Origin of the sequence: Psychrobacter sp. KCTC 72983, assembly GCF_014280455.1 — a bacterium.
Classification (GTDB): domain Bacteria; phylum Pseudomonadota; class Gammaproteobacteria; order Pseudomonadales; family Moraxellaceae; genus Psychrobacter; species Psychrobacter pacificensis.
In genome coordinates this window covers 2590112-2602959 of record NZ_CP060390.1, presented here as the reverse complement: position 1 = coordinate 2602959, position 12848 = coordinate 2590112, and the positions used below count along the sequence as shown (strand labels likewise).

The window sequence follows — 12848 nt, the reverse complement described above, 5'->3', positions numbered from 1 at the left end:
ACATAAATTAACAGTTAGTATATGATGTCTAAAGATTGCCTGAGTTTTATCGTAAGCAGTTTAAAAAATAAATTTAATTAAAATTTTAGGAGCTCGTCATGTCAATCAGTTTTTCTAAGATCGCTGTTTTAGCTGTACTATCAAGCGCCGTTGCACTCACTACAGGTTGTGCGACTAAACGTGCTACCTCAGAGGTTGTGGTCGCGCCGCTAGGTATTCCAGGTGGTCAAGTTGGCTATAATGGTGCCGTCATCGTTGATAACTCAGCCGCTGTCATTACTGGTGCTGAAAACTTACAAGCGGTTGTCTACTTTGCTTTTGATAGCAGCGAAATCACTGCGCAAGCGGCGAGTGTCCTTAACCAACACGTGAGCCTATTAAACTCAAACCCAGCAGCTGGTGTCGTTATCGCAGGTCATACTGATGAGCGCGGTAGCCGTGAATACAATATGGCACTCGGTGAGCGCCGCGCCCAAGCAGCACGTAATTATCTTGCTGCTCAGGGTGTCGCCGCCAACAACATCCGTGTCATTAGCTATGGTGAAGAACGTCCTGCAGCGGCTGGCAACACCGAAGATGCTTATGCACAAAACCGCCGTGCTGAGCTGTCTTATTAAGTGTCATTAACTAAGCGTCATTAAAAATCATTTGCCTTAAAAAAGCCCAGTAATGTTATATTACTGGGCTTTTTATATTCTATTGAGCTAAGTAAGATATAAATATTTCAAACTCAAATGTAAGATACCTAATTTTGAACACATTATTTACATTTCTAAAAAAACTTCGTTTTCAATTAAAAATACTAGGGCGTGTTGAACATTCGACCATGGCACTGACAGCGACTATTTGTTAGGCGATTCGATGTTAAAAATAATAAGTTTAGTCATTCTAAGCGCTTATTTTTAACGATGAAGCGGCAAAAAAGAGTCCTGTCCCTGCGGGCTGATGCTAAAATGGGCTGATGCTAAAATGGGCTGATGCTAAAATGGGCTGATGCTAAAATTGCCCCATACTGCGTTACAAATCTCGCTAAGGCATCTGCATTATCGTCGCTTTGTGCCTTGTCTGGAACAATTTTAGCGATCAGCAGTGCCTATTTGCGCATGTTCAACAAGCCCCAATGACTACTCATGATAATACCAGTACTAAATATCACTAACGTCCAACTTACTCAACTCGACCATGAAACTTGGTGCGTGACTGCTCAAGTAAGCGGCTTATCCAGTCCTGTAGGAATTAGCAGCGCGTGGAACGACTCATACTGGTTATCAGTATATCCATCATCACATATAGTCTTTACTGAGCTTCGTCATTTCAAATGGCATTATCATGCAGTACAAAAACCAATATCAAAACGTAGTATTGCTCATAGGCAACGTCAACAGCAGCGCCAAGGTGTGAGACAGTTACTACAAGCGCTACTCAATAAGCTAGAAATCAGCGATACCTTAGATGAGTCGAGCTTTCCCTATCGCCTTAGCAAAAGCAAGTATTACGTCTGTTTTAGCCATACAGCCGCTCATAACAAAGACGAATTTAATAAAAAATCTCATCAAAATATCGCTGCTATTTCATACAGCAAAATAGCAGCGGTCATCAGTCGTCGTCGCCCTGCTGGCATCGATATCGAGCACAATGATGTTGCTTGGCATATCGTCAAGCGTTTTTACTCAGATAATGAAGTTACTATCTTACAGACATTACCAAAAAATCAGCGTGATTATATTGCAAAGTTACTATGGCAAATCAAAGAAAGCTTTATCAAGATCCATCAGTACACTTTGGCACAAGGTTTAGGTATAGATTACTCTGATGTCATTCCTGCCTTGACTGATGATATGAATAAAGACCTTATTACTATCAGTCATACTAACGATCAATCCAATCACCAAATTGCAGTATTGCAAGCAGATCAAACAGTCGTCGTTTTTTGATCATATCTGGCAATGCTCTCGTATTTATTATCTTCGCTTTCTTCTAGACATAAAAAAACGACCCTAGAAAGGGTCGTTTTTTTTATTCTCTTCTAATAACAGTATTTACACTGTGATTAGATTAAAAACGGTAAGTTGCACCAAGTTTAACGATTGGCATCCATTCTAGCCAGTTTTTATCTTCTAAATCATTTTCTGCATCACGAGCAGCTTGATTTGCTGCGACAGTGTTACCATCTTCACCAGTATAGCGGACATCTGCGTCTACTTTACCCAAGTATGCTGCACCAACTTCACCAAATACACCGAAATTATTCGTAATGTTAGGGCGGAAGCCAACAGTTAAGTAAGGGGCTAATTTATTGCGATGTTCTATAGAGCCTTCTAGGTTACCTACATTTTCGCCGCCAAAATCCTCTTCAAGACGTTGCTCCGCAGTTGCCGTGCCAGCATAATATTTGTTGCCATCGATGCTGTAATAACCCTCGCCTTCAGCATTAGCTCTTACATCAATATCGTTGTCAGGAACGATGATACCAGCACCCATAGTGAACCAGTTACCAGTAGGACGCAATTGCACACCTAGATACGGGTTGCTAAAGTCACTATCAACATCATAATTGATGTCCTTTGCGTCAAAATCACCACCGAAAAGCTCAGCAACATCGCCACCTGCCCAACCAGCTTGTAGTTCAGTTTTCTCGTTAAGTGACCAACCGATGTTAGCACCATAACCTAGAGTACCAACTTCAGCACTAACAGATGCTGGGTTAACAGCTGTTTGGAAGAAAGTTTTAGTACCACCAACTACAGCACCAGTAGTGTTGCGTACGATACCAGCATCAGAGTTATATGCGTAAGCAGGTTCTGCTTGGTAGGCAACAGCCACTGGCTCAGCTTCGTATACTACCGCATCGTTGTTATCAACAACGATAACCGGATCAGCTGCTAATGCAGCAGTTGATGCTAGAACAGCAGCAGAGATAGCTGTAAGTTTAATAAGTTTCATAATTATTCTCCTAAAGTGTAAAGTAACTCGCCCGTAAAAAATGATAATTTTGCTCTTTTCTAAACCACCATTTTGTTGAAGAGATTAAAACAATTTTGACTCAAAAAGTCACCCCCATGGATGCGCTTTTTATTTGCCGTTATGTAAAGATTGCATAGTTACTGTAATAATTGCTACACCAACCTGCAAAACTTTGAATTCCTGTTACACAACTCTCTCAAAGCAATTAATCAGTGTAGACATGAATACTGGTCCGCTTAATGTTCATGTGAGGGTATTACAAAATGTTTCATCATAATGTCTGGGTAAGCCACTCAACTCAACAGCAGTTATATAGCTTATTACTACAGAATGTTGCAATGTGTGAGTTGAGGTATCTACTGTTTCGCTTAGAAAAAATTGTAAATATGGAAGCTAACAGTACAAATGTTCTTATATAGTGTCACCAAGCCTTGTCTCAGCTTGATATTGTGCTAAATTAGACATAGAAATAGATCTATTGTGGGAATGCAGATTTATTACTATTTATCTTCGTTATGAAAACATTATAGTCTCGTCAGCCTCACCCCCTTTTACTACTACTGAGCCTTTTATATGCCTAAAGTATCCTCGATCACCCGTGTGTTAGAGATCATAGAAGCCGTGTCATATGCTTCTAAACCTCTCTCTCCACTTGAGCTATCGCAAGAGTTGGATATTCCTAAACCGACCATACACCGTTTAATTCAGAATTTGGTCGACGATGGTTTTTTGACCGTTGATATCGGTGGCGGTATTGTTCCTGGTAAACGGGTTCGCAATCTGAGCGTTGAGCTTTGGCAGCAGCGCTTATTATTTAATGAGCGCCAGATGATTTTGCAAAAACTGGTTGATGAGCTTAAAGAAACTTGCGGTATCGGTGTTCCTTATCATATGAATATGATTTATACCAACCGCGCACAAACGACCTTACCATTGCAGATATACCTCCCAGTAGGTGCAAAGTCGCCCATGTGGTGTACGGCAACTGGTAAATTGTATTTGAGCCAACTGTCTACCACCAGTCGTAATAAAATATTGCAGGGTTTACCATTAGACAAATTCACCAAAAACACCATCACCGATATTGATGCTTTGAATGCCGAGCTCGACCGTATCGCTACCACTGGCATTGGTATTGATAACGAGGAGTTTATCTCTGAAATGGTGGGGGTGGCGGTGCCTATATTAGATAAAAAGTCGCGCTATCTGGCCTCATTGTACCTGCATGCACCAACGATACGCGTATCGCTCGACGAATTACTGACTCATGTACCTCGACTACAGCAAGCAGCGCAAGATATTCAAGCTCTCGTGTATGACTTACAAAGCTAATAGAGTCATTGCTCATTCATTACTATGATCAAATAAAAAAAGGTTCATGCTATAAATGTAGCATGAACCTTTTTTCATCTAACAAGCCCTCTTTAATCAGTCCTCACTATTCACGATAGTAAGAGTGATTGAGTATATGAGTCGTTATTTCTAAGGTAATTCTAAAACAATACCGAGGCATCATGACGGCCCATAATACTAGAGAAGTCTTTATCACCGTTCTCAAGCGTATGCGTGGCATATAACTCTGTTGCCTTGGCACCCATTGGCGTGTCTACATGAGTATCCTTTGCCGTTTGCATAGCAAGATTGAGATCTTTTTGCATCAGCTTACTCATAAAGCCACCTTGGTAGCCATTGCTAGAGGGAACGTTTTCCATAACTTGCGGATAAGGGTTATAGACCTCTAACGTCCAGTTACGGCCTGAGCTTTGTAGCATAATATCTGATAATACTTTGGGATCTAGACCGTTCTTCACCCCTAAATTAATCGCCTCTGCCGTGCCTGCCATTAGGATACCTAACAGCATGTTGTTGCAAATCTTCGCAACTTGTCCTGCACCATGTTCGCCTGCATGAAAAATATTTTTCCCCATTACAGCGAGTATCGGCTCAGCTTTGGCAAAAGCGTCGTCATCACCACCAATAATAAAGGTCAAGCTACCAGCAATCGCCCCGCCTGTCCCGCCAGACACGGGGGCATCCAAAAAGTCGATGCCAAGATGGCTTGCAGCGTCTGCCACTGTCCTAGCATCAGCAGCCGCTATTGTACTACTATCAATCACAAGCGTGCCTTTTGGTAATTCTGCCAGCAGACCATTAGCGCCACTATCGCCCAGATACACAGAGTGCACATGCTGACCCGCCGGCAGCATACTAATGACAACTTGAGCATTGCTCGCCGCATCTTTAGGACTCTGTGCCACGCGAGCACCTGCTTTTTCTAGGCGCTGGGTTGCTGCATCAGACAAATCAAAGACAGAAAGTGTATATCCTGCCTTTAATAAGTTTTCTGCCATAGGCGCACCCATATTACCAAGCCCAATAAAGGCAATATTTGGTTTAGAGTTATTATCCATCATCACTGTATCTTTTGTACCCATCTCATCACTCCTTGATGATTTATGATGTAGCCATTGCTACATACTATTTGACAATATTTGTTAGTAGATAATTAGCGCACATACTGACTGCCCAAAGCTTCCTCACCCAACCAATCTTCTAGAGGGTGCTCACCTTTTGGATAAGGATTGGCAAAGTGCTTATCGATATACGCTTGGCCTTCTACACTTACGCAGTCTGCCAACGAGCGCGACCACTGCGGATCTTTATCTTTATCAATCAATAATGCACGCACACCTTCTTTGAAATCAGGATTGGCTGCACAATGTACCGCCACGTTGGCTTCTAAATATAAAACTTGTTCTATCGACAAATCAGCGACTTTGTGATACAGCGCGTAGGTTAACGCTGCTGTCACTGGGCAACCATGACGATAGGTTGCAACTGCTCGCTGAGTCCAACTGTCTTCTGAAAAGTCTTTATTTAACTGTACTAGCGCTTCATCACTTTGTAGCAATGCATCGATATCTGCCAAACCGCCACTGTTCATCAATTTTTGGATAGGCTGCCAGTAGGTCGCAAGCTTACTATCAGACAACTCGGCTACTGGCAGCTCAGCAAGTGCACGGCCGACGATACTATGCGCACTATTATGATGGAACTTGTTTGAACTACTGGCACTATCGAGCGTTTGCCAGTCGCTCTGCTTAAGACGTTGTATGACAGCATCATAATCATGACTTGCAACAGCATACTCTGCTAGGTTGGCCAACAGCGCGTCATTGGCGTTACACATCGCGCCAGTCAAGCCTAAGAACAAACCTGTTTTGGCGGGCATTCGCTGCAAAAACCAACTGCCTGAGGCATCAGGAAATAAGCCAATGGTAATCTCAGGCATAGCAAAACGTGTGCGCTCAGTGACAATACGATGACTGCATCCTGCCATCAGCCCCATACCGCCGCCCATGATAATGCCATCACCCCAAAGTATTAATGGTTTTGAGTAAAAGTGCATTTGACGATATAGACGATACTCGTGACTGAAAAACTCAGTGGCATAAGGGTTTGGTATCGGCGCACTAGTAGACATACTGTCATAGAGCTTACGAATATCACCGCCTGCACAAAAGGCCTTATCGCCTGCACCTTTTAACACAATCGCCACTACTTGGTCATCCGCTTGCCACTCCTCTAACTGCGCTGCTAGCAGTTGACACATATCAACACTGAGCGCATTAAGCGATTTTGGGGTATTAAGTGTCATTATCCCGATTAGATGTCCGCAATCTGTTGGTTCAGTATTGAACAATACAGATGCCTCTTGCTCGGTATTGTTCGAAGAGTTTTGGGTGTCGTCGGTAGCTGCTGTCATAAAAGTGACCTACAAAGTTAAAAAGTTAAATAATGTCATGAGTGTTATGACCCAAGCATTTTAAGCAATGCTTATTTGTTTTGCCAATTGGGTTGACGCTTTTCTAAAAAGGCTTGCACCCCTTCACGCTGATCCATTGTGTCAAATAGCTTAACGAAAGCTTCACGCTCATGAATAAGATTTTGTGCAGGTGGCGTGTCTCTAGCCGCTTGAATCAGCGCTTTAGAATAACTGACGGCGACGGGTGATTGCTTAGCGACTTTTTTTGCCAAATCTTGAGCGGCTTGCAAACCTTCACCTTTTGCCGTGACCTCTTCAACCAGACCGATACGCAATGCGGTCTCTGCATCAACGCGCTCACCGCACAGTATCATGCGCTTGGCCCAACCTTCACCCACTAGCCAAGGTAGGTTTTGCGTACCGCCTGCACAGGGCAGTAATCCCACACCTGTCTCTGGCAGTGCCATCTGGGCGTGCGCTTCTGCGATACGGATATCACACGCGAGCGCACACTCCAGTCCACCGCCCATCGCATAGCCGTTGATGACGGCGATACTGACACCACGATAGGCAGACAGGGCTTCGAACGCCTCACCAAATGCAATCGCCATACTTATCGCACGGCCTTTATCACCATCTGAAAAATTGTTTAAATCTGCACCAGCCGAGAAGAATTTTTCACCATCTCCATGCACGATTAATGCGTAAACATCGTCATTGGCATTGAGATCTGTGATGAGCTGCTTAAGCGCATGCAGACTATCCATCGTCCACGTATGTGCAGGTGGATTGTTCAACGTCAATGTTGCGGTATGACCATCGATCGATAGCTGTAGATTGGTATAATCTGTCATAAAACATCCTTGTTTCAGTAGATCGAGATAAATTAGCGAAGTTGGCTTAGCCCTTCATCTTGCAAGACTTGACGTGAAATAATCACGCGCATGATCTCATTGGTGCCTTCTAAAATTTGGTGCACACGTAAGTCTCGTACATGACGCTCGAGCGGATACTCGTTTAAATACCCATAGCCGCCGTGCAATTGCAGAGCTTCATTGGCAACATCGAAACAAAGGTCGGTGGAGAGACGCTTGGCCATTGCGCAGTAGGTAGACGCTTGCCCATCATTGTTATCGACTTTACTCGCTGCAAGATACAGCATTTGCCGTGCAGCGATGGTCTGAGTCAACATATCAGCAAGTTTAAACTGTACCGACTGTAAGCTAGCAATTGGACTGCCAAATTGACTGCGCTCTTGTACGTAACTGGTTGCCGTCTCTAATGCAGCCTGCGCCGTTCCTACCGCGCAAATACCGATATTGATACGACCACCGTCTAGACCTTTCATCGCGATACGAAAACCTTGACCTTCTTCGCCTATCAGGTTTTCTGCTGGGACTTTGACATCTTTAAAGCTAATCGTTCGTGTCGGCTGTGCTTTCCAGCCCATCTTATGCTCATTTTTGCCGTATTCGATACCAGCACTATTGGCATCTACAACAAACGCTGATACACCTTTTGGCCCAGCACCACCAGTACGCGCCATCACCACCAATACATCGGTCGAGCCTGCGCCAGAGATAAAGGTTTTTTCACCGTTTAATACGTAGTAATCGCCTTGCTTCTCCGCTTTGGTACGGAGTGAGGCCGCATCAGAGCCTGCATTTGGCTCTGTTAAGCAATAGCTGCCAAGCCACTCACCGCTGACCATATTGGGCAAGTATTTTTTGCATAAGGGTTCGCTACCATACTCACCGATCATCCAGGCGGCCATATTATGAATGCTCATATAAGCCGCCACGGACGTATCACCCCATGCCAGCTCTTCGAATACCATTGCTGAGTCGAGTCTTGGCAGGCCCAAGCCATCATATTCTGGATTGGTGTATAGTCCCAAAAAACCAAGCTCACCCGTTTTTTTGATGATGTCCACTGGGAAATGCGAGGTGCGATCCCATTCAGCAGCGTTCGGTTTAAGCTCTTTTTGCGCAAACTGACGGGCTGTTTGACGAAAAGCAACTTGGTCATCGGTCAATGAAAAATCCATAGGGTCATCCTTGTTCTTATAGATCAAATAGAGGGCTTAAATCTCAGATAAACGTTAATAAAAACGCTGGTCAGAGATTTTATAGGACATTAGCGCTATATGATAACGGCATAACGATAATAAAATTGCGTTCAATAGTACCGCAAGTCGTATTAACGTTATACCGAAAATACAGTAATCCGACGATTAAATCGAAATCGTCGTGTTAACACCGCGGCTCGCTTCATCATCGAACCAACGTGCCGTCACTGTCTTCGTCTGAGTATAGAACTGTACGGCTTGCTTGCCATAAGGACCTAGGTCGCCAAGTTTACTGCCACGTGAACCTGAGAATGAGAACATTGGAAGTGGCACAGGTATTGGCAAATTAATACCGATTTGACCGACTTGGATATCTTGTTGGAATTTGTGGGCTGCCGCTCCTGACTGGGTAAATATCGCGGTACCATTGCCATGTGGATTGGCATTAAGCAGTGCAATTGCTTCGTCCAAGCTATCAGCGCGCATAATACACAGTACGGGACCGAATATTTCTTCTTTATAGATTTGCATGTCGCTTGTGACATTATCAAAAATAGTCGGCCCAACAAAGTTACCGTTCTCAAACCCTTCAACAGTAATTCCGCGACCGTCAAGTAGTAAACTTGCGCCCTCTTCTACCCCAGTTCCAATCAAATGCTCGACACGGGCTTTTGCAGCAGGAGAAATCAATGGTCCTAAATCTTTGTCATTTTTACCTGCTGAGACAACTAAACTTTCTGCTTTGGCTTTAATCTCGTCAATCCATTCACCAGCTGCGCCCACTAGCACGACCACTGACAATGCCATACAGCGTTGACCAGCGGCACCGAACGCCGCGCCCGCTAGCTGATTGAGCGTTTGCTCTTTATTGGCATCAGGTAAGATAACACCGTGGTTTTTTGCACCCATCATGCATTGGGCGCGCTTACCTGATTGGCTGGCACGCTCATAGACATGTTTACCAACGTTGGTAGAACCCACAAAAGAAACCGCTTTGATATCTGGATGATCACAGATAGCATCAACGGTAGCCTTGCCACCGTGCACTACGTTCAGCACGCCTTCTGGTACTCCCGCTTCAATCGCTAGCTCAACTAAGCGCATAGTCACCATCGGATCTTGTTCAGACGGTTTTAGGATGAATGTATTACCCGTAGCAATCGCCATTGGGAACATCCATAGCGGAATCATCGCGGGGAAGTTAAACGGCGTAATACCAGCACAAACACCGAGTGGTTGCCAAATACTATAAGTATCAACGCCTGATGCGACGTTTTCTACAAAGTCGCCGATTTGCAAATTGGCGATACCAGCGGCATGCTCTACCACTTCTAGACCGCGGAACACATCACCGCGCGCATCAGCAATCGTTTTGCCTTGCTCTGCGGTCAAGATTTCTGCCAACCCATCCATATGCTCGCGAATAAGTGTTTGATAGGTCAAAAAAATACGCGCACGTGTGGTGATTGGCGTTTTGCGCCAGGTTTCAAACGCTGTCTGTGCGGCGGCAACCGCTTGATTAATCTCATCATTGGTGGTTTGAGGGACTTTTGCGATGACTTCTTGAGTTGCTGGATCGGTGATATCAATCCATTCGTCGGTATTTGATTGTACGAACTGACCATTGATGAGCTGCTGAACGTGGTGCATAAGATATCCTTATCTTTTTTGCGAGACTACCGTGTGACGGTATCTGAGTATTCATTAAAAGTTAAGCGCTATAAATAGTTATTTGCAAAATATTTATAGAAAATAAAATTTTAAAATGATTTATTTTGTATCGTTATTGACTATAACAATAAATCAATTTTACGGTCAAGCGCTTTATCAAAATTTTCGCTAAGTTTGTTTTGTTAAAGGCGATTTATCCAAATAGTAGAAACAAAAAGCCCATGATTGCTCATGAGCTTCTAATAAGATCAACCTAGTTTTTAGGCGGAACCAACATATTTGCTAGCCTATACCAACTAATAATCCTTCATCGATTGCTTAATCGCATCAATAGCGGCTGGATTATCAAGCGTCGACATGTCGCCGGTAGGCCTGTCCTCTGCTAACGCCCGAATAGATCGGCGTAGGATTTTGCCAGAGCGCGTCTTTGGCAATGCCTGCGGGAAATAAATGGCCGCCGGCCTTGCAATACCGCCTAAGGATTTGACCACAGCACCTATGACTTGCTGCTCAATGCGGAAGCGGTTTTCGGTGGTTTCGACTTGCGATTGATCTTTTAGGACGCAGAACGCAATTGGTAGCTCGCCTTTTAGCTCATCTTGGATGCCTACCACAGCGCATTCTGCCATCTCTGGATGAGTACTAATTGCTTCTTCTATCTCTTGCGTACCTATTCGATGGCCTGCGACGTTTATCACGTCATCGGTACGCCCCAAGATGTAAAAGTAACCGTCTTCATCTGTCACTGCATAGTCTGAGGTAGAATACTGCTGGCCATCAAACAGACCAAAGTAGCTGCTGACAAAGCGCTCATCGTTACGCCATACCGTGGTGAGACAGCCAGGTGGTAGTGGCGCTTTAATCGCAAGCAACCCTTTTTCACCCGCCCTGCAAGGTTCACCTGTTTCCTCATTGAGGACTTTCGCTTCATAGCCATACATAGGATAGCCGGGCGAGCCCTGCTTGTGCGGTTTATGATTGAATTTTGGTGTATGGCTCAAGATCGGCCAGCCAGACTCTGTCTGCCAATAGTGATCTAGAATCGGTACGCCTAAATGCTGAGATAACCAATTAGCCGTTGACTCATCAAGCGGCTCACCTGCCAAAAAGAACGACTTGACACTAGACACATCGTAGCGCGTCATCCAGCTTTCATCTTGCTTTTTGAGCATACGTACGCCTGTAGGCGCCGTAAATAGAATATTAACTTTATTAGCTTCAACGATACGCCACCAGATACCTGGGTTCGGTAAGTGTGGTAAGCCTTCGTACATAACACTGGTCATACCCGCTAGCAGTGGCGCATAAATCGTATACGAATGCCCAACCGCCCAGCCAATATCTGATATCGCCCAGAATGTCTCGCCTGCCTTACCATCATAGACATAATCCATCGAGGTCGTCAGCGCGACTGCATAACCACCAGTATCACGTTGCACCCCTTTTGGTGTGCCAGTCGTACCAGAGGTATAAAGCAGATAGGACGGTGTGTTGGATTCAAGCCAAACTGGTGCCACAACTGCATGGGCCTCGCAGCTGTGACGTCGTTCAGTCGCATAATCGACGTCAACACCTCTCGGCTCAAACGGTAAAATACCACGATTGACAACTAATACATGCTCAGGCTTGGTTGCTGCTTGTTCAACGCCTTGATTGACGAGATTTTTATAGTTAATAACCTTACCATCACGCAGACTTGCATCCACTGTAATGACCATTTTTGCCTCAGCATCATCCATGCGGATCGCCAAGTTATGCGCGGCAAATCCGCCAAATACGACTGAGTGTATAGCACCAATGCGAGCACAAGCCAGCATGGCATATGCTGCTTCTAGAATCATTGGCATATAGATAATGACACAGTCGCCTTTGCCAATACCATGACGCTGTAGCACGTCTGCGAAGTAATTCACTTCTTTGTATAAATCATTATAAGTCAGGCGGCGCTTGGCATAATCTGTATAAAACTCAACGTTATTGCCCAGATCTTTAAACGAATCAACGACCGCTGGAAAGGTTTCTATTAACTCTTGATTGATCTCTGATGACACCCACACAAAGGCATCTTGCTCTGCACGGTCTGGCAGATGACGATCGACACAGTTATAGCAAAGATTGGTTTCACCGCCAACAAACCATTTCGCAAAAGGCAGATTGCTGTCATCGAGAATCTGCTCAGGCTCTTTATGCCAGTAGATGCGCTTTGCTTGCTCAGCCCAAAAATTCTCTCGAGCCATAATGGAATCATGATAAATATCCGCGAACGTGGGCACGTCTGCCGCTAGAGTAGAGACTGGGTGTTGGGCGTGGTCGCTCATAGTAGCTGTCCTTAGCATAAACGAGAAATGGGATAAGATTTTTTATAATCGGCGCATTGGT

The 12848-nt window shown here is 44.6% G+C and carries 10 protein-coding genes; 3 read left to right on the top strand and 7 right to left on the bottom strand.

Annotated elements, in window-relative coordinates; all coding sequences use genetic code 11:
* Nucleotides 1-98: 98 nt before the first annotated feature.
* Together pal and PSBA01_RS11135 are read left to right on the top strand one after the other, a co-directional pair.
* Nucleotides 99-617, top strand: a complete 519-nt coding sequence (pal, locus tag PSBA01_RS11140) for a peptidoglycan-associated lipoprotein Pal (RefSeq protein WP_093069940.1) — start codon at nucleotides 99-101, stop codon at nucleotides 615-617.
* A 513-nt stretch (nucleotides 618-1130) separates the two neighbouring features.
* The gene (locus tag PSBA01_RS11135) at nucleotides 1131-1934 is read left to right on the top strand and encodes a 4'-phosphopantetheinyl transferase superfamily protein (protein WP_186474373.1); all 804 of its coding nucleotides are present in this window, start codon (nucleotides 1131-1133) and stop codon (nucleotides 1932-1934) included.
* Nucleotides 1935-2055: 121 nt separating this feature from the next.
* Here the strand turns inward: PSBA01_RS11135 and PSBA01_RS11130 are convergent, their stop codons facing one another.
* Nucleotides 2056-2943 (bottom strand): hypothetical protein, encoded by an 888-nt coding sequence (locus PSBA01_RS11130; RefSeq protein ID WP_186474372.1) that lies wholly within the window; start codon nucleotides 2941-2943, stop codon nucleotides 2056-2058.
* A gap of 594 nt (nucleotides 2944-3537) precedes the next feature.
* Here PSBA01_RS11130 and PSBA01_RS11125 point away from each other — a divergent pair.
* A complete protein-coding gene (locus PSBA01_RS11125; protein ID WP_093069935.1) occupies nucleotides 3538-4296 on the top strand; it encodes an IclR family transcriptional regulator in 759 nt (252 codons plus the stop codon).
* 161 nt (nucleotides 4297-4457) lie between these two features.
* Here PSBA01_RS11125 and mmsB read toward each other — a convergent pair whose 3' ends face one another.
* The 6 genes from mmsB to PSBA01_RS11095 all read right to left on the bottom strand — a co-directional run bounded on the left by mmsB (nucleotide 4458) and on the right by PSBA01_RS11095 (nucleotide 12787).
* A complete protein-coding gene (mmsB, locus tag PSBA01_RS11120; protein ID WP_071001711.1) occupies nucleotides 4458-5399 on the bottom strand; it encodes a 3-hydroxyisobutyrate dehydrogenase in 942 nt (313 codons plus the stop codon).
* A gap of 71 nt (nucleotides 5400-5470) precedes the next feature.
* Nucleotides 5471-6730 (bottom strand): enoyl-CoA hydratase/isomerase family protein, encoded by a 1260-nt coding sequence (locus PSBA01_RS11115; protein WP_093069932.1) that lies wholly within the window; start codon nucleotides 6728-6730, stop codon nucleotides 5471-5473.
* 71 nt (nucleotides 6731-6801) lie between these two features.
* The gene (locus PSBA01_RS11110; RefSeq protein ID WP_071001713.1) at nucleotides 6802-7584 is read right to left on the bottom strand and encodes an enoyl-CoA hydratase; all 783 of its coding nucleotides are present in this window, start codon (nucleotides 7582-7584) and stop codon (nucleotides 6802-6804) included.
* 32 nt (nucleotides 7585-7616) lie between these two features.
* The gene (locus tag PSBA01_RS11105; protein ID WP_071001714.1) at nucleotides 7617-8777 is read right to left on the bottom strand and encodes an acyl-CoA dehydrogenase family protein; all 1161 of its coding nucleotides are present in this window, start codon (nucleotides 8775-8777) and stop codon (nucleotides 7617-7619) included.
* A 186-nt stretch (nucleotides 8778-8963) separates the two neighbouring features.
* Nucleotides 8964-10448, bottom strand: a complete 1485-nt coding sequence (locus PSBA01_RS11100) for a CoA-acylating methylmalonate-semialdehyde dehydrogenase (protein WP_071001715.1) — start codon at nucleotides 10446-10448, stop codon at nucleotides 8964-8966.
* A gap of 317 nt (nucleotides 10449-10765) precedes the next feature.
* Nucleotides 10766-12787: a propionate--CoA ligase gene (locus PSBA01_RS11095; protein WP_071001716.1), complete on the bottom strand. Its 2022-nt coding sequence runs from the start codon at nucleotides 12785-12787 to the stop codon at nucleotides 10766-10768.
* Between the last annotated feature and the right edge of the window lie 61 nt (nucleotides 12788-12848).

Bases quoted from the DNA above. Each gene is read 5' to 3' on its own strand.
- pal (WP_093069940.1), top strand. From the start codon at position 99: ATGTCAATCAGTTTTTCTAAGATCGCTGTTTTAGCTGTACTATCAAGC.
- PSBA01_RS11135 (WP_186474373.1), top strand. From the start codon at position 1,131: ATGATAATACCAGTACTAAATATCACTAACGTCCAACTTACTCAACTC.
- PSBA01_RS11130 (WP_186474372.1), bottom strand. From the start codon at position 2,943: ATGAAACTTATTAAACTTACAGCTATCTCTGCTGCTGTTCTAGCATCA.
- PSBA01_RS11125 (WP_093069935.1), top strand. From the start codon at position 3,538: ATGCCTAAAGTATCCTCGATCACCCGTGTGTTAGAGATCATAGAAGCC.
- mmsB (WP_071001711.1), bottom strand. From the start codon at position 5,399: ATGGGTACAAAAGATACAGTGATGATGGATAATAACTCTAAACCAAAT.
- PSBA01_RS11115 (WP_093069932.1), bottom strand. From the start codon at position 6,730: ATGACAGCAGCTACCGACGACACCCAAAACTCTTCGAACAATACCGAG.
- PSBA01_RS11110 (WP_071001713.1), bottom strand. From the start codon at position 7,584: ATGACAGATTATACCAATCTACAGCTATCGATCGATGGTCATACCGCA.
- PSBA01_RS11105 (WP_071001714.1), bottom strand. From the start codon at position 8,777: ATGGATTTTTCATTGACCGATGACCAAGTTGCTTTTCGTCAAACAGCC.
- PSBA01_RS11100 (WP_071001715.1), bottom strand. From the start codon at position 10,448: ATGCACCACGTTCAGCAGCTCATCAATGGTCAGTTCGTACAATCAAAT.
- PSBA01_RS11095 (WP_071001716.1), bottom strand. From the start codon at position 12,787: ATGAGCGACCACGCCCAACACCCAGTCTCTACTCTAGCGGCAGACGTG.